The sequence below is a fragment of the Paenibacillus spongiae genome, from assembly GCF_024734895.1.
In the GTDB taxonomy this organism is placed as follows: Bacteria; Bacillota; Bacilli; order Paenibacillales; family Paenibacillaceae; genus Paenibacillus_Z; species Paenibacillus_Z spongiae.
In genome coordinates this window covers 2489898-2510378 of sequence record NZ_CP091430.1, presented here as the reverse complement: position 1 = coordinate 2510378, position 20481 = coordinate 2489898, and the positions used below count along the sequence as shown (strand labels likewise).

The 20481-nt window shown below is 53.0% G+C and carries 21 protein-coding genes; all 21 read right to left on the bottom strand.

Translation table 11 applies throughout. From position 1 onward, the window contains the following. Positions 1 to 29: 29 nt before the first annotated feature. The 21 genes from L1F29_RS11630 to aroC all read right to left on the bottom strand — a co-directional run bounded on the left by L1F29_RS11630 (position 30) and on the right by aroC (position 20414). A complete protein-coding gene (locus tag L1F29_RS11630; RefSeq protein ID WP_258388470.1) occupies positions 30 to 680 on the bottom strand; it encodes a DUF1405 domain-containing protein in 651 nt (216 codons plus the stop codon). A 59-nt stretch (positions 681 to 739) separates the two neighbouring features. Beyond that, positions 740 to 1621, bottom strand: a complete 882-nt coding sequence (locus L1F29_RS11625) for a c-type cytochrome (protein ID WP_258388469.1) — start codon at positions 1619 to 1621, stop codon at positions 740 to 742. A gap of 22 nt (positions 1622 to 1643) precedes the next feature. Continuing rightward, positions 1644 to 2315, bottom strand: coding sequence for a menaquinol-cytochrome c reductase cytochrome b subunit (qcrB, locus tag L1F29_RS11620; RefSeq protein ID WP_204816274.1), 672 nt, complete (start codon positions 2313 to 2315; stop codon positions 1644 to 1646). Positions 2316 to 2333: 18 nt separating this feature from the next. Further along, the gene (locus L1F29_RS11615; RefSeq protein ID WP_258388468.1) at positions 2334 to 2867 is read right to left on the bottom strand and encodes a Rieske (2Fe-2S) protein; all 534 of its coding nucleotides are present in this window, start codon (positions 2865 to 2867) and stop codon (positions 2334 to 2336) included. A gap of 242 nt (positions 2868 to 3109) precedes the next feature. Beyond that, entirely contained in the window at positions 3110 to 3532 is a 423-nt protein-coding gene (locus L1F29_RS11610; RefSeq protein WP_258388467.1) for a DUF2487 family protein, read from the bottom strand. 139 nt (positions 3533 to 3671) lie between these two features. Beyond that, positions 3672 to 3854 carry an IDEAL domain-containing protein gene (locus L1F29_RS11605; RefSeq protein WP_258388466.1) on the bottom strand — a complete coding sequence of 61 codons (183 nt, stop codon included), beginning with the start codon at positions 3852 to 3854 and terminating at the stop codon, positions 3672 to 3674. A gap of 312 nt (positions 3855 to 4166) precedes the next feature. Continuing rightward, on the bottom strand, positions 4167 to 5381 hold the full coding sequence (locus tag L1F29_RS11600) for a hypothetical protein (protein WP_258388465.1): 1215 nt from the start codon (positions 5379 to 5381) through the stop codon (positions 4167 to 4169). A 134-nt stretch (positions 5382 to 5515) separates the two neighbouring features. Continuing rightward, a complete protein-coding gene (locus L1F29_RS11595; RefSeq protein ID WP_258388464.1) occupies positions 5516 to 6106 on the bottom strand; it encodes a histidine phosphatase family protein in 591 nt (196 codons plus the stop codon). Positions 6107 to 6285: 179 nt separating this feature from the next. Further along, entirely contained in the window at positions 6286 to 6888 is a 603-nt protein-coding gene (locus tag L1F29_RS11590) for an anti-sigma factor family protein (RefSeq protein ID WP_258388463.1), read from the bottom strand. Beyond that, positions 6885 to 7481 carry an RNA polymerase sigma factor gene (locus L1F29_RS11585; RefSeq protein ID WP_258388462.1) on the bottom strand — a complete coding sequence of 199 codons (597 nt, stop codon included), beginning with the start codon at positions 7479 to 7481 and terminating at the stop codon, positions 6885 to 6887. Before L1F29_RS11585 ends, L1F29_RS11590 begins: the two co-directional genes overlap by 4 nt. 558 nt (positions 7482 to 8039) lie before the next feature. Next, positions 8040 to 9131 carry a prephenate dehydrogenase gene (locus L1F29_RS11580; RefSeq protein WP_258388461.1) on the bottom strand — a complete coding sequence of 364 codons (1092 nt, stop codon included), beginning with the start codon at positions 9129 to 9131 and terminating at the stop codon, positions 8040 to 8042. A gap of 4 nt (positions 9132 to 9135) precedes the next feature. Further along, on the bottom strand, positions 9136 to 10233 hold the full coding sequence (gene hisC / locus L1F29_RS11575; protein WP_258388460.1) for a histidinol-phosphate transaminase: 1098 nt from the start codon (positions 10231 to 10233) through the stop codon (positions 9136 to 9138). 1076 nt (positions 10234 to 11309) lie between these two features. Further along, the gene (trpA, locus tag L1F29_RS11570; protein ID WP_258388459.1) at positions 11310 to 12116 is read right to left on the bottom strand and encodes a tryptophan synthase subunit alpha; all 807 of its coding nucleotides are present in this window, start codon (positions 12114 to 12116) and stop codon (positions 11310 to 11312) included. Then, entirely contained in the window at positions 12103 to 13308 is a 1206-nt protein-coding gene (gene trpB, locus L1F29_RS11565; protein WP_258388458.1) for a tryptophan synthase subunit beta, read from the bottom strand. The genes trpA and trpB overlap by 14 nt, the downstream gene beginning before the upstream one ends. Then, positions 13305 to 13991, bottom strand: coding sequence for a phosphoribosylanthranilate isomerase (locus L1F29_RS11560; RefSeq protein ID WP_258388457.1), 687 nt, complete (start codon positions 13989 to 13991; stop codon positions 13305 to 13307). The genes trpB and L1F29_RS11560 overlap by 4 nt, the downstream gene beginning before the upstream one ends. Positions 13992 to 13999: 8 nt before the next feature. Then, positions 14000 to 14797, bottom strand: a complete 798-nt coding sequence (gene trpC / locus L1F29_RS11555; protein WP_258388456.1) for an indole-3-glycerol phosphate synthase TrpC — start codon at positions 14795 to 14797, stop codon at positions 14000 to 14002. After that, positions 14787 to 15833 carry an anthranilate phosphoribosyltransferase gene (gene trpD, locus L1F29_RS11550; protein WP_258388455.1) on the bottom strand — a complete coding sequence of 349 codons (1047 nt, stop codon included), beginning with the start codon at positions 15831 to 15833 and terminating at the stop codon, positions 14787 to 14789. The genes trpC and trpD overlap by 11 nt, the downstream gene beginning before the upstream one ends. 6 nt (positions 15834 to 15839) lie before the next feature. After that, positions 15840 to 17390: an anthranilate synthase component I gene (gene trpE, locus L1F29_RS11545; protein ID WP_258388454.1), complete on the bottom strand. Its 1551-nt coding sequence runs from the start codon at positions 17388 to 17390 to the stop codon at positions 15840 to 15842. 373 nt (positions 17391 to 17763) lie between these two features. Further along, positions 17764 to 18132, bottom strand: a complete 369-nt coding sequence (gene aroH / locus L1F29_RS11540; RefSeq protein WP_258388453.1) for a chorismate mutase — start codon at positions 18130 to 18132, stop codon at positions 17764 to 17766. A 6-nt stretch (positions 18133 to 18138) separates the two neighbouring features. Next, positions 18139 to 19245, bottom strand: coding sequence for a 3-dehydroquinate synthase (aroB, locus tag L1F29_RS11535; RefSeq protein WP_258388452.1), 1107 nt, complete (start codon positions 19243 to 19245; stop codon positions 18139 to 18141). Further along, positions 19245 to 20414, bottom strand: a complete 1170-nt coding sequence (gene aroC / locus L1F29_RS11530; protein ID WP_258388451.1) for a chorismate synthase — start codon at positions 20412 to 20414, stop codon at positions 19245 to 19247. The genes aroB and aroC overlap by 1 nt, the downstream gene beginning before the upstream one ends. Positions 20415 to 20481 lie beyond the last annotated feature (67 nt).

Below are 20481 nucleotides of genomic sequence, written 5' to 3'. Positions count from 1 at the left end.
CCCCCATACTTAACGTATGGGGGGATGTCCTATTTTAGACCTCTGGAGCGCTCGGCCAGACGGAGAGCAAGCACGGTCAACAAAAAGCTGAATAACGTTAAGCCCACTGTGAAGTTCCGAACATCCGGCAAAATATCATCCAATACTTGCGGCAGCCAAGGATAAACGTAATAAGAATAATCGATCATATCATTCAAAAACAGCCAGCATGCCGCTCCGAAAGCCGCGGCAATTCCGAAGGCAAAGAACCGGGTAAACAGAAGCGCTTCGACGGCCATGCCCAGGTGGGAGACGATCAGCATATAATTTTCCCATACCATCGGCGTGCCCTTCATTGCACCCGCGATAATCATGGCAACAGCCCAAATGCCGTATTTCACAGAAGTTACGACACCTAACGCTTCGATCGCGGAGCGCAGCCATTTCGCCGGTCCCTTCAATTCCCGTTTCGGCGGAAAGAGCAGGTATAGCAAGGCCAGCGTAAAAAACAGGCTTGCCGTTGGACTATCCGGTACGAATATAAGCTGCCAAGCCGGGTTATGATCATAAGTTTCGATCAGCTGATCCCCATACCAAATATATCCATACACCGTACCCAGAGCATTAACGATAAATAACAGCCATAAAAACGATTTGTTCGTAAGGAGCGCCCGGCTCCACAACCATGATACTGACGACATCGGCGACTCTCCTTAAAAAAAACCTGATCGCATAAATACGATCAGGCTTTACGTTTTGATTATTCAGCAGCAGGCGCTTTTTGCTTCGCCAGCCAAGTGACGACTTGATCGATCTCTTCCGGAGACATCGAGTCTTTCTGAGCCGGCATGCCGTTCTTGCCGTTCGTGACGATATCGCGGATATCATCTTCGGATAAACGATCACCAACACCTACAAGAGCAGGAAAACCTGCGCTTTCTTGGCCTTTCAGGTCGACTGCATGGCAAGCCACGCAACGTGCTTGCAAGATATCCATGGCCGGATCGTTCTTGTCCACGATAGGTATGGCAGCAGGTTCTTTTACTGCGCCGCCCTGTCCTTGACCTTTTTCAGCCGCCTCACGCGCCTTCTCTTCACGAAGGTGATGCTCAGGAATCGTGTTCGTCTTCTCAAGCTCATGGGTGTAATGATCCCATGATTGCTTCGTGAGATAGAACAGCGAGATCAGCGACAACAACATAAGAATCGACGTGATCGGACGTTTGTAGAAACGGCGCTCTTTACCGGTATCCAGGAACGGCGCCAGCAGCAGCGCTCCGAATGCAATACCCGGGATGCCGATCGTTCCGAGCACAACGTAATCTTGCGATACGTATGGGTATTTCAGAAATTGATACAGGAACAAGAAGTACCAGTCCGGCATCGGAATAAATGCCGCGTTCGTCGGATCCGCCGGATAGCCGAGCGGTGCCGGCTCTGCGATCGTCAGAACGAGGAAGCCGACGAGGACAACGACGCCGACCATCCATTCCTTCAGAAGGAAGTTCGGAATGAACGCTTCCGATTTGCCTGGATACGCCGAATAGTCCGGCGGTACCGTATCGTATCCGCCGCCCTTCTTCTTAACCCGGGAATCGCCGACGTATACGACTTTTTCATTCGATTTGTGGCCGTGTGCCATTCGCAATTTGCCTCCCTTCGTCTTATAGTGGTCCCGAAATGCCTTGCTTCCGGATCATAAAGAAGTGAGCCGCTAGAAGCGCAAGCAGCGCACCCGGCAAGAAGAAGACGTGAATCGCGAAGAAGCGCGTCAATGTTTCTGCACCGACTATTTCGCCGCCCTGCATCAATTCTTTAATGTAAACGCCGATATATGGAACGGATTCTGCAATCTGAATGCCGACCTTCGTTGCAAAGTACGCCTTGTTATCCCACGGAAGCAGGTAACCCGTGAAGCCAAGACCGAGCATAATGAAGAAAATAAGCATCCCGACCACCCAGTTCATCTCGCGAGGCGCTTTGTAAGAGCCTGTAAAGAAGACGCGGAGCGTATGCAGGAACATCATAACGATAACCAAACTTGCGCCCCAGTGATGCATGCCGCGGACGATTCCGCCGAAGGCAACCTTGTGCTGCAGGTAGTCAACGCTCTTATATGCGTTGATAATATCCGGAACGAAGTACATCGTCAGGAACATGCCGGACAAAATTTGAATGACCGTGATAAAAAACGTCAGCCCGCCAAAGCAATACACGAATGCGGAGAAATGGTGCGCAGGGTTAACGTGCTCGGGAACCTCATGGTCGGCCACGTCCCTCCACATCGGCGTAATATCGAGACGTTCATCAATCCAGTTGTAAACACCTTTAAACATCTGAGCCTACGCCCTCCTTTATTTTACCCGTGTATTAGGCTTGACCGGTCCGAGATAAATCCAGCCGTTCTCGCGCTTCAGATCGTACTCGTCAAGCGGTTTCGGTGCCACGGTCAAGTTCTTGCCGTCTTTCGTGTATTGAGCGTTATGGCAAGGACACACGTATTCGTTGTTCTTATTCGTGTTCCAGCCAATTGTGCAGCCTAGATGCTTACATATAGGCGACAGCGCAAAGAAATCGCCTTTTTCGTCTTTGGAAATCCATGCGGCGAGCTCGGGATCGCTCACATACCAACCGTCGACCTGGTGAATTTTGAACTTGAACTCCTGCGGTTCGTTCGTGATCTTGGATTCCTCGACCACTTTAATGTATGTACCGCTTTCTTTCTTTTTCAAGATCGGATCAACCGCAAAGCGAATCATCGGCAACGACATGCCTGCCGCCATGAAAGCGCCTGCACCTCCGAGCGTATACGACAGAAATTGACGCCGGGACATTTCCTTCCGTTTCATCGATTTATGCGCTGTTTCATGTTGTTCGTGGTTACTCATCTTCTGTTCTACCCCCTTTGCCAACCATATCTTGCGTCTTGCCCATCGGCAAAACGTATGACGAACTAGGACATTACCTATAATAGCCTAGGTGGTTTTGAGCGTCAAGAATACGGTGGCACATAATCACAACGGAAAAAAACGGTTTTTAAATTTGTTATCAAATTGTCACATTTGACCTCGTCTGGCATTTGTTTTTCCCCAATTGCTGTCGGCTTATGCACCGATTGACCGAATGCTTCTTATTGACCCAGCCATATTTTTCGAATTTCTTCGCTGACGGCTGCTGCTGACGGAGGAGTACCGTCCGTATCCGTGCCGATCAGCAGATCCGCCGATGGGATGAGCCTGCTGTTCGTCTCTACCGGGAACGCAGCCGCCACAATGACATACCGGAAGCCTCTTTGCTTCAGCTTCGCGCAAATATTCTCCACTTGACCGCCGGCTTGGTCGGTTAACAGGCCGTATTGACATACCGGGTACGTGACGATTCTCCCTTTAAACTGGCTTTCGATCGGGTACAGCACATCCCGCAGCCGCTCGAGCGATTCGGTCGCTTGATAGGGCATCTCGTCTCCTGTCAAACCGGTGACCGGCAGCACCGCAGTATCCAGATAGGGCTGCAGCTCCGCCCATTGTTCGGGAGTTAGCTCGCTAAATTTCATATTCACCTGTCCTTTGCATCAGTCAACTTCCATATCCTGTCCTTGCATTCTCTAATCCTATCACACTACTTTGCACAAAAAAAAGACCTTCTTCGCATACGGACCGTAATCCGGCGAAAAGCAGGTCTTCTATGTGCGGCTAGGCATTCAGCGTTTTCAGCTCGTCTGTCAACCGATGGAACGTATCCTTATCTCCAGATGCCAATGCTTTATCAATCGCCTGATACAACCGGTCCGTTCGATATTTTAAGACAGCCTCATCCAGCACCATTTCTGCAACAAGTCCAAGCATCGCTTCATACGACACTTTCATTTTGTCCATAGGATACACCTCCAAGCAATTCGTTTAAAGAGGTCCTATATTCATTTCCTTGCGCCACAGAAGCTTCTCATCGTCCTTCTCCCACGGGTGGCCGTCGACTTGGTGTCCTCTTCATAGCCGACTTTAGCAGGCGCTGCAAGTGAAAGCATATAGGCTCAAGCATGGGTTCAAGGTTCAATACCGTCCGACATACCGGCCTCTAGTAAATCATATTCATTCTGGAATCCGGCCGTTGCGTACGATTGCCCTGATGACAAGGAATGTGTCCCCGCCCATAGCTGGCCTGGCGTCAGACCGGCGGGCGCCCTCGTCTTATTCCAATACAATAGCTTCCTCATCCTCGAGGTTAAGACCGGCTATGACAGCCCGTCCGAGGGGCGTCATGCGGATCACTCGTCCCAGCTCGTTATGCTCGCCAATCCGGATCAGCCCCAGGTGCAGCATCATACCGCTCAGCCGTTGTTCAAAGATCGTTTCCGCATTGTCGTAATAGTACGGTTTAATAAACGGGCTTAACGTGTTCTTCAATGATTCGGCGCTGACCCATCGCGGGGATAATTTATCGATCCAATGGACGAGTGAACGCAGATTCGGAACGGCATTCTTGTACAGCCTCAGCCAGAATCGGTAAAGCTTGTCGGGCTGCTCGGGTCTCCGCTGGGCCTGCCGCTGCATCCCTTCGCTCGTCAGGGCGAGCGAAGGTCCGGTTTCGGTGATCCATCCGTTGAAGTAACAATAGTCGTAGATGAACGCCATCCGGTTCGGATATTCCTTCATCCTTCTGCCATATCCGAACCGCCACTCGCCGCGCGCCGGCAGCATCTCCTTCACGCCAAGCCGGTCGATGATCTGCAGTACGCTTCGCTTGTACATCGCACCTTCGGCTGTAAGCGGAATATCGTTTTGATAAATAAAGGTAAGCATTTCTGACACGTCGCAGCCAAGCAGCTGCTGCTCGTCGCGGTAAGCCTGAGGATCGTCTGCCGCATAGGTAAGCTGGCCCATAAATCTGCGCTCCAACGTTTCGCGGAAGCGGATTTTCAAATCGGCGGGCACCTGGAATAGATAGCGGTTTGGACCGGAAAACCCGTTGAACAGCCAGCCATATTGCTTAAACCGGGTAATCGTAGCCCGCGGCCCGGTTTCGGGAGCGGCTTCGCTGCCTGCAGCCTTCGTTCGTTTCGAGCCCGGACGCTTCGCCTTCGGTTCCTTAGCATGCGCGCCTTGAGCCTTAACGGGCTCTGCATCCGTCTGCGGCTCGCCGAATTTACTTTGCTGAACTCTAGCGATCAGCTCTTCCAGACTGAAGGAATCACGGGGATCGAACAGCAGCGAGTTCATGAACCGCAGCTCTTCCAGCTTCATAGAACCGACCTGCGCTTCGAACACCTCTTTACGGCCAACCGCCTGCAGTATGGATTGAATCAGCTCATTCTTGGAATGCCCATTACATTCGCAGCTGTAAGTCGTCGCAATCCGGCTGAGCTGACCGATGTCCGCATAGCTGAGCATATCCGCCAAGTTCATTCGCCATCCTCCAATCCCTCTTGTTTCAATTACGTTTACCACCATTATGGGAAGATTCAAGGGATTTAATAACAATACAAAAAAAAATAGCCGCCCGGGCGCATGAATGCGTCAGGCGGCTATAAAAGGATAGCTTATTGGCTTTGAGGTTGTTCCAGGTGCAGCGTACAATTGTGAAGAAGCGGCTCCCAGCGATCTCCGGAGCGCTCCATGACGGAGTAAGCTAAATTACCGATCGGTTTATCCTCCAGCTTATCGCACATCGCACGAAGCAGTTGGGCGAGCAAGCTTCCATGCGTGACGACAAGAATATTCTTGTCGGGCATCCGCCTTGCGATATCGTCGATGAACCCAAGCGCCCGTTTCCTTACCTCTTCATCGGTTTCTTGTCCGCAATCTAGCGAGCGCCAATCTTTCCCCCAACGGGCTAAGCGTTCTTCCTCCGTCGTACCTTCGACTTCTCCGAAATACCGCTCGCGCAGACGCTCATCGCTTGGGAGCTGAGGAATCCCCAATCGATCCGCAAGGATGCGCGCTGTTTCGGCGGCACGCATCAGGTCGCTGGAGATGACGGCATTCCACTGCCGCGGCTCTTGAACCAATCGTTCCGCCAAGGCCTTCGCCTGGCGAATCCCTTCCTGATTTAACGGGATATTCGTCTGTCCCTGAATTTTGCCCAGCGCGTTCCAGTCTGTCTTGCCGTGTCGGATTAATCCGATTCTCATTAGATATCCCCCTCGCTCAAGCAAAAACAAGAAGAAGCGGCTCGCGCCATCCGTGGCGTCGAGATTAGTTTCTCCCCTTAGACGAAATAGAATTAGCACATCGTGTAAGCATATCAATTCGATAAAGTTGAAAAATCTCCAGCAGCGGACTGCTGGAGCAACGCAAATCAAGCATACGGTCAGTGACGGGTCCGCGCCAGCCAATTGAGAATAAGGAGCGTCATCACCATGCCGAGTAATGATAAGGCAATCCAGTACTCCGGTACGGTCGGAACAACATTGAGTACGATCGGATCGCTGATGCTCGCAACCGGTACGTCCGCATAGAAATCATTCCCGATTAACGAGGTATCGCTGGCGGCATTCGCCGTCTCCAGCAGCCCGGTCAGCTTCCTGACTTCGATCGAACCCGGATCATTGCTGCCGAGCAGCAAGAAAAATAAACCGCATATGAACATCGCCATGCAGCTCGCTATAATAGCAGCCGTGTTGCGGCGGAAGGATTTGGTGAATTGGTAGCTTCGGCTTTGAACGGGCATAAACCAGGATTGTTCCGCATAGATCCGGTCCATGACTTCCCGGTTCAAATGATCGACAGGCCCTGATATATCTTCATACTCAGAGAAACGGCGTATTAACTGCTCACTTTCTTCCCATATGCGGAATTCATTCCGGCATTCTGTACAGGTTAAAAGATGGTCGTCAACAGCCTGCCGTTCCGAATCATCCTCAGGCAAATCCCAATAAACGCCGAAAGATTGCTGAACATCCAGGCATTTCATCGCATTTTCATCCCCTCGTGTTGTTCCAGAAACGGCGTATCGCCAAAATACGGCTCCAGCTGGACTTTCACGCTGTTTCGTGCGCGGAAGAGGAGCGACTTTACGGAGCTGACCGTTTGGCCTAGTATCGTTGCGATCTCTTGATAGTCCAATTGATCATACTCACGTAAAATGAGCGCCGAACGCTGTTTCTCCGGAAGATTATTTATCGCTTCACGCACCATCGTCATTCTCTCGCTTTGGAGCAGCCGATGCTCTGGACGGGAGTCCAAAGAGGCGATCGGCGTTATCGTCATTTCGTCAAGAGAGACGTTGCCCGTCTTTTGCTTGCGAAGCTCGCTAAGCACCGTATTTCTCGCTATTGTGTACAGCCATGTGGAGAATGAAGCATCTACCTCGCGGAACGAGTGCAGGCTGCGATACGCTTTATAGAATGTTTCCGAGCACATATCCTCCGCCAGCAGCTCCAGCTTCGAGCTCTTCAGCATGTGATAGATAAAGGCAAGGATCTTACGTTGGTAGCGCCGCATCAGTTCCGAGAAGAGCTGTACATTACCGTCCTTGATTTCGCGTATTAACTGGGAATCGGTCATTACGGGCGACCCTCCTTGGCCTCCGGAGTCCATCCCAGTCCGGTATATAATTGTACCGAACCGAAAAGAAAAAGTTGCGCTCTCCGTACAAAAAGCTTATGACCTATGTATTCGTCCGTCCAATAGGATTAAATTCGCGAGATAAGCTCAAATTCCTGCCTATTTCGACATATCCTATATTACCCATATATTTACAGACATGAAATCATTGTACCATGCCGGCGCGGTATAGCGGTTAAAAATTTTCCAAAAAAGTTCGGTTCAATGGCTTCCCTACCTGAAACGTATATACATGAAGGGCAAAAAAAAGACCGCCTTAAAAAGGCGGCCCGCACAACGTGCGTTAGATTTGGATAGGAGTGGAGAGAAACCATACTGTACCTTTATTATATGTATACGTTTTCATTTTGTCAATAAGCGTTTTCATTTTTCCTGACGTTTTTCGGAATTCATGATAAGAAGCCGGCCTCCGGCAGTTTTGAACTGCCTGTAGACCGGCTTCCTGTTAGACAAGCAGGCGAGTGTGCCTGTTCGCGGTATTGTTATGCATGCAGCTTGTTAAAAATGTGCCGGATAGCCGATCTGACCCAGCTTGGTCACCGCCAGATCCAGGTCCTCCTGCGTCCGGAACGACATCCGCAGTACCCCTGGTATGTCCGCACGGCTCTCGATAATTTGCATGTTGCTCAGATTGATCCGGTCATTGCCGAGCTCTGTCGCGATCTTACCGATGATTCCCGGGTGATCGGGCACATCGACGTAGCATTCGTATAAGGAATGAATCATGCCTTTGCGCCGCTCCGGAAGCTGGTTGCGGAACGCACCCGCTTCCTGAAAGGCACGCGCGATTCCGTCCCCGTCTTCCTCCTCGAGCAATCGAATGAATGCAGACGTCTCTTCGTTCCAGTCCTGGAGCAGCTTCAGCAGAATACTCCGGTTGTTGATGAGAATGTCGCGCCAGACGATAGGATCGCTCGACGCAATGCGGGTAATATCCCGGAAGCCTCCGGCCGCCAGAACGCTGTATAATGGATCGGATTCATTGCAGCGGCTAATCTGGTTCACTAACGCTACGGCGATAATGTGCGGCAAATGGCTGATAGCCCCAACAATCTCGTCATGCTGCTCGGCATTCACGTGCACGATATGCGCATTCGTGTGCTTGAGCAGCTGCGTCAGCTTATCGACTTCGCGCTGCGGCGTTGAAGGATCCGGGGTTAGCACATAATAAGCGTTCTCGAATAAATAGGAAGATGCCGCCTCCACGCCCGAACGTTCGCCGCCGGCCATCGGATGACCGCCGATAAAGGTAACGCCTTCCTGCTGAAGCATTCTGCCGCAAGAAGCAACCGATACTTTCGTACTCCCCACATCGGTAACGATGCAGCCTTTCTTCAGCTTGAACTGGCTCAGCTCGTTCAAGTACCCTTCGAGCATGCCGACAGGCACACACAGAAAAATAAAATCCGCGTCTTCTGCCGCTTCACGCATGGACGTCGTCGCATGATCCACGACGCCTCTTGCAACGTATTTCGCCACGGATGATTCGCGTACCGAATGACCGACGACCGTCAAGCCCGGTTTGCCCTTGAAGCAGAGGGCCAGGGAGCCGCCGATCAATCCGACGCCGAATATCGCTATTTTCGTCATAATGTTACCCCAGCACCGCCGCTTCTTGGAGTACGGCTTCCAGCGCTTGGATGAATTTCACGTTCTGCTCCCGGCTGCCGACCGTGATACGGATATGCGTCGGGTAGTACGTCCAGCGTGCGCGCGAAACGATGCCTCTGCGGAGAAGCCCATCGAATACTTGCTGAGACGGCAGTTTCGAATCGAACATGATGAAATTGCCGTGCGGCTCGAAGTAGCTCAAGCCCAGACGGTCGAACTCGGCCATCATATAGGCGAGCCCTTCAGCGTTGCGGTCCCGGCAGCTTTCAATAAACGCAGTATCGGCCACTGCCGCCGCAGCCGCCGCCTGCGCGATCCGGGTTGTGTTAAACGGCTCGCGCACCTGATTGATGAAATGAATCACATCCGGGTGACCGACGCCGTAACCGATACGCAGCGAGGCAAGTCCGTAAATCTTGGAGAAGGTGCGCAGAATGATAACATTTTTAAAATCGTTAAGATACTTGATGCTGTCCGGATAGGAGGCATCCATGACGTACTCGGCGTAAGCCTCGTCCAGTACCACGATCACATTCGACGGCACGGCGCGAATGAATTCTTCCAGCTCGTCCTTGCCGACGATCGTGCCGGTCGGATTGTTCGGATTGCAGATCCATACGATCTTGGTCCGCTCGTTCACTTTGGCCAGCATGGCGGGCAAATCATGCTTCCCGTCCTTAAGCGGCACTTCGATGGAAGTCGCGCCTTCAATCGTGGCGTTATGCTTATACTGCGGGAATGTTTCATCCGCCATGATGGTTTCATCACCCGGCACCAAATACGCGCGCGCAAGCATGAGAATGACTTCGTCGGAGCCTGCTCCGAATACGAGCTGCTTGCGGTCCACCTGCAGGTAGTCCGCTACAGCGGCTGCCAGCGTCGTGCTGAAGCTGTCCGGGTATATGCTGGTATTCGCAATTTCCGCCTGAATGGCAGCCTTCGCCTGTTCGGAGAATCCGAACGGATTTTCATTGGAAGCCAGTTTAATGACTTCGGTCAAGCCAAGCTCGCGTTTCACTTCTTCAACCGGTTTACCGGGCTGGTATACAGGCAAATGTACGATACTGTTCTTTGGTTGCATTAATCGTCACCTCGACATATGGGCTATTCTTCACAAAAAATCTACGATAAACATTGTCTCATATCTTGTCTGCGTTTTAAAGTGTTTCACGCGCATTCTCCTCATCATCCATATGAAACGGTTAAACAGGACTACTCGGGCGTAGGTTTTTCCGATCCGGAAACAGAGACATTCCCGTCGAATAGAAAAAGCTGTGCAGGTTTGAATGCCTGCTCAGCCTTTAAATTTCTCTATGGGACACTTCATATCAATTTAACCAAACTCTGTATACTTAATAACCAGACGACATACGATCGCACCAATTGGCGGGACTAAGCCCGTAGGAGCTTGCTTGCGTATTTCACCGACCCGTGTGATCGATGCAGTACCGGATTATTGGGCAGGCTAGCTCTTCATTCGTTCGCTCGATACAGTTGGCGGATTACCTGGTATGATAGCTCTCCATCGAACGATCGATGCTGTAGGCGGATTGCCTGGCATGTTAGCTCTTCATTCGAACGATCGATGATGCAGCCGGATGTTCTGGCATGCTATCTGCTCTTTCGTTCAACCAATGCAGCTATGGATGTTGATGTTGTAAAATGTACAACAAAACTCCATGATGTAGCCCCCATTGGCCGAATTGTTGCATTTTATACAACAATGTGGCTATGAAATCAAGGATTAGCCGCTTTGCTAAGAAAATTCTTGCAGAATGTGCAACAATTCCTTATTGTCGGAGTTTTTGCACTTCCGGTGTTGTATAAAATACAACATTACTAAAGCATTGTCATTACCAGACATGCCCATATCCACAAGCCATATCCAGACCAGTGCCAGAGCCAGTGCGAGTGCCATATCCATAGCACATAGCCATACCCAAAGCCATAGCCTTAGTCTTTTTCAATCAGGTTGAGTCGCCAGCTCTCCGGATGCTTGCACTTCTCCTATACGGTTTTCCCAGCTCCAGCTCTGCATTGCTATAAATTCGTTCAACTGATGTAGAACAGCAAGCCGTTCATTGCCATTTACTCGCCCTTTGGCAAACAGCCACTTGCAGCGAACATACATGGAGCCCACGACGAGTCGGATCAGCGCTAGCCTTTCAGTCCGCTGACGAACGTCCGGATTTGAGCCAAACCTTCCGGTTTCGTGCTCTCCGACAACAGAAGCGGCAGTACTTCCTCGATCTTGCGCACGATCGCGCTGCCGACGATCACGCCATCGCACTGCCCGGCGAAGCGCTCGACATGCTCCCTGCTGGATATGCCGAATCCGACCGCGATCGGCGTGTTCGTCGCCTTTCGGACGGTGGATAGGAAATCTTCGATACCTTGATGAAAATCAGTACGTACGCCGGTTACGCCGAGCGAGGAGACGCAGTATACGAAGCCGCGCGCATTGCTCGCAATACGGGTAACGCGGTCATTCGACGTAGGCGCGACCAGCGGAATCAGATGGATATCGGCCGACTCGGCCAATTGACGCACTTCCGCATCCTCCTCGATCGGAAGATCGGGAATGATAAGGCCGCTGATCCCTTTCTCGACGATATGCGCGAAGAAGGGCTTGAGACCGAATTGCAGAACCGGATTATAATAAGTGAACAGGATGAAAGGCAGCTTAACGCCGGCTTGTCGCGCACTCTCCGCCACTTGAATACAATCGACAATGGACACTTTATTTTTCAAGGCCCGCTCGGATGCCCGTTGAATGACAGGCCCGTCAGCCAGCGGGTCGGAATACGGCACGCCAAGCTCGATCATGTCGGCGCCCGCTTCCTCCAGTGCTTGAATGATCTCGACCGAGGTGGCCAGATCGGGGTCGCCAATCGTCAGAAACGGAATAAGCGCCGTCTCTCCCTTATTGCGAAGCTGCTCAAAAGCCGCATCAATGAGATTCATGTCCGGTTCCCTCCAAATACCCCATAATAGCCTGTACGTCTTTGTCGCCGCGGCCGGACAGACTCACCACGATGATCTGATCCTTATTGAGCGTCGGCGCCAGCTTCATGACTTGCGCGATCGCATGAGCGGACTCCAGAGCAGGAATGATCCCTTCCGTCTTGGAAAGCAGCTGCAGCGCTTCAAGCGCTTCGGCATCGGTAATCGGCACGTACTCGGCACGAGCCGTATCCTTCAAATAAGCATGCTCCGGTCCGATACCGGGATAATCGAGCCCCGCCGAGATCGAATGAGCCGGCTGAACCTGTCCATAATCATCCTGCAGCACGTAGCTGAGCGAGCCTTGGAAGACGCCGTGGCGGCCCTTAGTCATCGTCGCAGCATGCTCCTCCGTATCCACGCCTTTGCCCGCCGCCTCGACACCGACCATACGCACGGACTCGTCTTCGATGAACGGGTAGAACATGCCGATCGCATTGCTGCCGCCGCCAACGGCAGCCACGACGTAATCCGGCAGCCTCCCGGCTTCTTTCATGATCTGTTCGCGCGACTCGTCGCCGATAATACGCTGGAAATCGCGGACGATCATCGGATATGGATGCGGCCCTGTAACCGAACCCAGAATGTAATACGTATCGTTCACATTGCTGACCCAATAACGAAGCGTCTCATTGCAAGCATCCTTGAGCGTGCGGGTACCGGACAAGACCGGCACGACCTCTGCGCCGAGCAGACGCATCCGGAATACGTTCAGCTCTTGGCGCTTCGTATCCTCTTCGCCCATGAACACTTTGCATTCCAGTCCGAGCAGCGCGGCAATCGTAGCAGAAGCGACGCCATGCTGGCCTGCGCCGGTCTCGGCAATGACTTTCGTCTTCCCCATCCGCTTGGCGAGAACGCCTTGGCCGATCGTATTGTTGATTTTATGAGCACCGGTATGGTTCAAATCTTCGCGTTTCAAATAAATCCGGGCGCCGCCCAGATGGTCCGACAGCCGCTCCGCATAATAAAGCGATGTCGGCCTGCCGGAATACTTGTGCAGCAAATAACGAACCTCTTCAATAAATTCCGGATCCTTGGAATAATGGCGGTAAGCTTCTTCCAGCTCCAGTAGTGCGTTCATCAGCGTTTCCGGAACGTAACGCCCTCCGAATTTACCGAAACGCCCGTTCTCGTCCGGGACTTTATTCATATGCGTTTCACCCTTTTCACAAATTGGTTGATCTTCTCCGAATCCTTCGTGCCGTCAGTCTCAACGCCGCTGGAAACGTCTACGCCGTCTGCGGGATGATGGTCGAGCAATTCCCTGACATTATCCGGCGAGAGGCCTCCGGCCACATACAATGGAACGCCAATCGCATGCGCCGCTTTCGCATAGTCGCCGACCACATGCCAGGCAAATGTTTTCCCTGTCCCTCCGCCCGCCGTATCGATCAGAACGGCATCCACCGCTCCGCGGTACGCATTCAAGCGGCTTGACGGGTCGATCGCTTCATCCCCATTATCATCCGTACTGACGGAAAAAACTTTCCACACCTCGGCGCCTAACTCAAGCTTGATCGCTTTGCACAGTTCAGGCGATTCGCTTCCATGAAGCTGTATGACGTCAATAGGGGCATGCTCCAACAGCTCTCGAAGTTCGCCGATCCCGCCTCCGACGAATACGCCGACCGTGCGAGGAGGTCGCCCCGACGGCGTATTCAATTTCTTGACTTCCGCAATCAGCGAGCCTGCCAGCTCAGGCGACACCTGCCGCCGGCTCTTCGCGAAGACGAAGCCGATCTCGTCGACGGGCAATCCGTCCATCGCGCGTATTGTCGCGATGTCCTGCAGTCCGCATATTTTCACACGGACGTCTGACCGTTTCTTCTGCACGGAGCCGCTCAATGATTGGTTACCGGGCCCATGAGCTGCTCGACCGCTTCCCTTACGTCAGGCTGGCGCATGAAGTGTTCGCCGACCAGCACGCCCTTCGCTCCGGCGGCTTGCACATATGCGATGTCCTCCGGTTTCGAGATCGCGCTTTCGCTTATGACGGCAATCCCCGGTGGAACCAAATGTATTAAGGTTTCGGTCGTTGCCAGATCAGTCGCGAAGGTTTTCAAATTGCGGTTATTGATCCCGATGAGCGTAGCTTTATCCAGCTCGAGCACCGTCTCCATCTCTTCGCGGTCGTGAACCTCGACCAGAACGTCCATCCCGAGCGATCTTGCGATATCATAAAACTCCGACAGCTCGGACTGCCGCAGTATAGCCGCGATCAGCAATACCGCATCGGCGCCGATTTCCCTGGCTTCATAGATTTGGCGGTAATCGATAATGAAATCTTTGCGAAGAAGCGGCACGTTCACCGCTTCCCTTACGGCCGTCAAGTAAGCGTTGGAGCCTTGAAAATACTCCGTATCGGTCAGCACCGAGATACAGTCCGTACCGGCAGACGCATAGGTCTGCGCCAACTCGACCGGATGAAAATCCGGTCGGATGAGCCCTTTGGACGGCGAGGCCTTCTTCACCTCCGCAATGAGGCCGACCGAACGCTTACGCGCCGTTGTAATCGCCCGTTCAAAGCCCAGGCATTGCGGCATCTGTGCAATACGCCGTTCAGACTCGCTTAGCGAGAAGCGTCCGGAGAGATCGGCGACCTCGCTTTGTTTGGTTGCTACGATTTTATCAAGAAACATGGGCTACCTCTCCTGTCGTTTCAATCAATTGATTCAGCTTTTCCGCCGCTTGGCCGGAATCGATAAGAGCGGCAGCGACCTCGGCGCCTTCCCGCAGCGATGCGGCCATTCCGCCGACATAGATGCACGCACCCGCATTCGCCAGTACGATTTCACGGTAGGCCCCTTTCTCTTCTCCGCTGAAGATGCGGCGAATAATTTGCGCATTCACGGCAGCGTCTCCGCCAATCACTTCGGACAGCGGACGTGTGCTTAAGCCGATCGATTCGGGTGTAATATCATACGTTCTCACGATCCCGTCCTGCAGCTCCGAGATTTGAGTCGGTGCAGAAATGCTGATCTCGTCAAGTCCGTCATGACTGCTGACGACCATCGCCCGCTTAAGGCCCAGCTCGCCGAGAACCTCTGCGACGGTCGATGTCCGCGAACGGTCGTACAAACCTAGCAGCTGCCGATCCGCACCGGCCGGATTCGTCAATGGCCCCAGCATGTTAAAGATGGTCCGGATTCCGATTTCTCTCCGGGCGCCTGTCGCATGCTTCAAGGAAGGATGATAGAGCTGGGCGAACATGAAGCAAATCCCGATCGATTCCAGACAGCTCGCAGCCTGCTCCGCAGATAACGTAATATTCACGCCAAGCGCTTCAAGCACGTCCGCGCTTCCCGCTTTACCGGACATTGCGCGGTTGCCATGCTTCGCCACGCGTACGCCGGCCGCCGATGCGATCATCGCGGAGGCGGTTGAGATATTGAATTTATGAATGCCTGAGCCGCCTGTTCCGCAAGTATCCAGCAGCCCTTCTTGCTTGGCCTGCACGCGGTTCGAATGCGCGCGCATCGATTCGGCAAATCCGGTGATTTCGTCCTTGGTTTCGCCTTTCATACGCAGAGCCGTCACGATCGCGGCGATCTGCGCATCACTCGCTTCGCCGTTCATAATGATCCCCATGATTGCCCGCGCTTCACCGCGCGTCAAATCTTTACCGCTCATTATGGCTGTCAGCGCACCCTGTATCGTCATCGCTTCGCTAATCATCTTCACTCATCCTCTCGCATTCGCATAATAATCGACGTTAATCATGTTAACTGTCCGTTTCTGCGGTGCAAAAGCAATCTCGGCAGCCCGGATCGCCTTGAGCATCCCCATGCTTTTATTCACGGTTTCGGTATATTCATTCTCCGGAACGGAATCCCATACGATTCCCGCCCCCGCTTGAACATACGCTTTGCCGTGCTTGAAGATGATTGTGCGAATCGTGATGCACGTATTCAGGCTCCCGCCGAAGCCGAGATATCCGATGGCCCCGGCATATGCGCCGCGCACCTCGTTCTCCAGCTCCGCAATAATCTCCATCGCCCGCAGCTTGGGTGCGCCTGATACCGTACCGGCCGGTAAGCAGGATATGAACGCATCGAAGAAATCTTTATCCTCGCGCAGCTTGCCCGAAACGTTCGAAACGATGTGCATCACATGCGAATACCGTTCGATCTCCATAAAGGAATCGCAATGCACAGAGCCAAACTCCGAGACGCGGCCGATATCGTTGCGCCCAAGATCCACGAGCATCAGATGCTCCGCGCGCTCTTTCTCGTCGGCGAGCAATTCCAGCTCCAGGGCGTAGTCTTCATCAGGCGTCTTGCCCCGAGGCCGCGTGCCGGCGATCGGACGGGTCTCCACGCGGTCGCCGTCGACCTTCACAAGCGCTTCGGGAGACGTGCCGACGATCACCTCATCATCCATTTTCAAATAGTACATATACGGTGAAGGGTTCATCGTTCGCAGTACGCGATAGACATGGAGCGGATCGACCTCCGTCTCAATGCTGAACCGCTGCGACAATACCACTTGAAAAATGTCGCCCGCGCGAATGTAATCCTTCGCTTTGTCCACATTGGACAGAAATTGCTCTTTCGTTACGTTGGAGTGAACTTCTCCAAGATCCGGGTCGGTCGGTACAGCGCCGCCGGACATGAACGAGGCCGGCATCGGCTGCTGAAGCCGTTCAATGATCTCCTCTATGCGGGCAATCGTCCGATTATAGGAAGCTTCGATGTCTGAATCTGTTGCGCCATCCTTGATGTGAACGTTGCCGATCACCTGAATCTGCTGCTTGAAATGATCGAATACGATGATTTGATCGCAGAACATAAATTGCAGATCATTCATGTTCAAATCATCGATACGATGGGCCGGCAGCTTCTCGTAATATTGAAGCAGATCGTACCCGAAGAATCCGATTGCACCCCCGGTGAAAGGCGGCAGGTTAGCGATTGACGGGCTGCGGAAAGAACGCAAGTGCGCCTTGAGCAGTTCAATCGGCTTGTCGCGCAATATCCGTTTCTCACCGTGCTGCTCAATGATCATCTCGCCGTCTTGACCGCGTATGATCATGAATGGATCCGTTCCGATGAAGGAATACCGAGCCCACTTCACTCCGCCTTCGACGCTCTCGAGCAGAAAGGCGTGACGCTCGCGAGAGAAATGTTGAAACAATCGAATCGGCGTTTCGGTATCTGCCATGACATGTCGCGCGACCGGAATCAGATTATAGCTACCTGCTAACCGAAGTACCTGCTGCAGCTCGTTATTCATGCCTGCCCACTCCTCTTATCAATCGAATAAAATAAAAAAACTCCCGCCGAGGCAGGAGTGTTCATGTCAATAAGATAAAGAAGAGTGCCGACAGAAAGATCGGAATCAGCAGCAAGCTCAAATCCGCCGAGATTTGCCGTAAGGGCATAACAATCGGCGGGTGCCTGCACCCGGTTTCCATCTTCACTTGGCTTACGCTCGGCTATACTAAACTAGTCTCATCTCATCTCAAGTCACAAACGCTGCTAACTCGGCTCATCTCTACTAACGGTTCTTTAAGTATGTGAACACTATACACTAGCACGGTCGAATCCGTCAACCGTTCTTCTCATGGAATACAAAATATGGATAAGTCCTCCGATAAAGCGCAATTCTAGGCTTTAGCCAAATCCGGCCGCAGCTTCTGAGCGTGGCCCAGATAGATATGCTCGATATCCTTTTGCGATTTGTCCGTATTTACCAGTACCATCAGACGTATGCATTTCTCAAGGCTTCCTTTAACGGGAACTTCCAATGCGCACATTAACGGAACGAGCTCCCAGCCTTCCATCGAGCGGATTGCGCGCGCCGGGAACGTTGCATCCAGATCGCCCGTTACGGTAACGAGCACGCTGCAAATATCTTCCGGCAGAATGGCGTTTGCCTTGACGATATCATGGAGCAGTTCAGCCGTTGCCTCCAGGATGGGTTGTTCTTCGTTGACATCCACCGTAATGGCACCGCGTATACCTCGAACACTCATGGGCTTCTATGCCTCCTGTTTTAATTCTTCCACAATTTCGCGTACTAGTGATGCGGAGACGGTATGATTGATTTCGACTTCACCGATCGCGACGGGCACGATGAAGGTCATCGAACCTTCTTGGAATTTCTTGTCATGCTTCATGGCATCCATAATCAAATCCGTATCCAGCTCTTCCGGTAAACGGACCGGCAATCCGACTCTGGACAAGACATGCTTGGTCACCGTATATACCTGCTCGGGCGCCCCTAGCTTGACTGCCAACCGGGCGGCGCCAACCATGCCGATCGATATCGCTTCACCGTGCAGCAGCTGGTTATAACCAGCTACGGCTTCGAGTGCGTGGCCGATCGTATGGCCGAGATTCAGGATCGCACGCAGATCGTTCTCGCGTTCATCCTTCGATACGACCGCTGCTTTCACGCTGCATCCCTTAAAGAGGGCGTAACCAAGCGCATCCGAATCGAGGGCCTGCAGCCTGTCCGCATTCTCGTCGCACCAAGCGACGAATTCTGCATCCCAGATGAGGCCATGCTTTACGACCTCAGATAATCCTGCTCTTACTTGGCGCTGAGGCAGCGTCTGCAGCGTGCTCAGATCGTACAGAACCATCTCCGGCTGATGAAAGGCGCCGATGATGTTTTTGGCGAGCGGGTGATTCACCGCCACCTTGCCTCCGACACTGCTGTCGTGCGCAAGAATCGTCGTCGGAACTTGGACGAATCTAATGCCGCGCATGTAGGAAGCTGCGACGAAACCGGCCAAATCGCCGACTACGCCGCCCCCAAGCGCGACGATCGTCGATTTCCGGTCCAGACCCGCTTGCAGCGCCTTCGTAACAAGCTCTTCGAAGACAGCAAGCGATTTCGAGGTCTCGCCTGCAGGCACTACAGCCGAACTAACCGTGAAGCCCGCTTGTTTCAGAACGGATTCCAGGCGGACCAAGTGCTGCTGCACGGCTACATGTTCATCCGTCACGATCATGATCGGAGACTTGCTGCTGATTCCGTGCTCGATGAATCGTTGACCTGCTTGATCAATAAGGCCCTCGCCGATATAGATCGGATACGAGCGTTCCCCCAGCTGTACAGTTAACGTCCGATGCTCTCCCATTAGTACTGCTCCATCTGTTTCAAATAGTTGTCGTAGTTGGCACGGATTTCTTCCATTGAGTCCCCGCCGAATTTCTCAAGAAACGCCTTCGCCACTTCCCATGTCACGACATGCTCCATGACGACGCTTGCCGCCGGCACCGCACAAGCATCGGATCGCTCGACCTGCGCCGTGAACGGCTCCTTCGTGTCGATATCGACGCTCTGCAGCGGTTTGTACAACGTAGGGATCGGCTTCATGACGCCTCGCACGACGATTTGCTCGCCGTTGGTCATTCCGCCCTCGAAGCCGCCAAGACGGTTGCTTGCCCGGTAATAGCCGCGCTCCTTCGAATACATAATTTCGTCGTGTACCTGCGAGCCGCGCAGCAGTCCGGCTTCGAAACCGATTCCGATCTCGCAGCCCTTGAATGCGTTAATCGATACGACCGCTTGCGCGATCCGGCCGTCAAGCTTGCGGTCCCACTGAACGTGGCTTCCCAGTCCGACAGGCACGCCTTCGATAATGCACTCAACAATCCCGCCGATCGAATCGCCATCGGCTTTGATTTGGTCGATATAGGCCGTCATTTTCTCTTCCGTTTCTTTATCGACGACCCGAACAGCCGACTCTTCCGTCAAGCGAATCAGCTCATCAACCGGGAGATCGTTCGGCGGTGCTTCGATCTCGCCGATTCGAATGACTTGTCCGGCAACCTTAATTCCGAACTCGGCCAGAAATTGGCGCGCTACGGCGCCGACGGCCACACGGGCTGCCGTCTCGCGGGCGCTGGAACGCTCCAGTACATTCCGCAGGTCCTTTAAATTATATTTCAATCCGCCGTTCAAATCGGCATGGCCGGGGCGGGGACGATGAACGCGGCGCTTCTCTTCGTCGCTGCCCTCGATGGGCTCGATGTTCATCACCGTCGTCCAATGCTTCCAATCGTTGTTGGCTACTACAAGCGCGACCGGCGCGCCCGTCGTCTTGCCATGCCGAACGCCGCCTACGATCGCCGCCGTATCCTTCTCGATCTGCATGCGCTTGCCCCGTCCATGACCCTTCTGCCGGCGGTGCAATTGAAAATTCAGCTCTTCAAAGTCCAGCTTCAGATTGCTCGGCAATCCTTCTATTATAGCTGTCAGCTGCGGTCCATGGGTCTCTCCCGCTGTCAAATAACGTAAACTCACGCTAAAGCTCCTCCCAAGCGTTAACGGCAGTGCCAGTCCCGCAATGGGGCGGCACCACCCGCTCGCG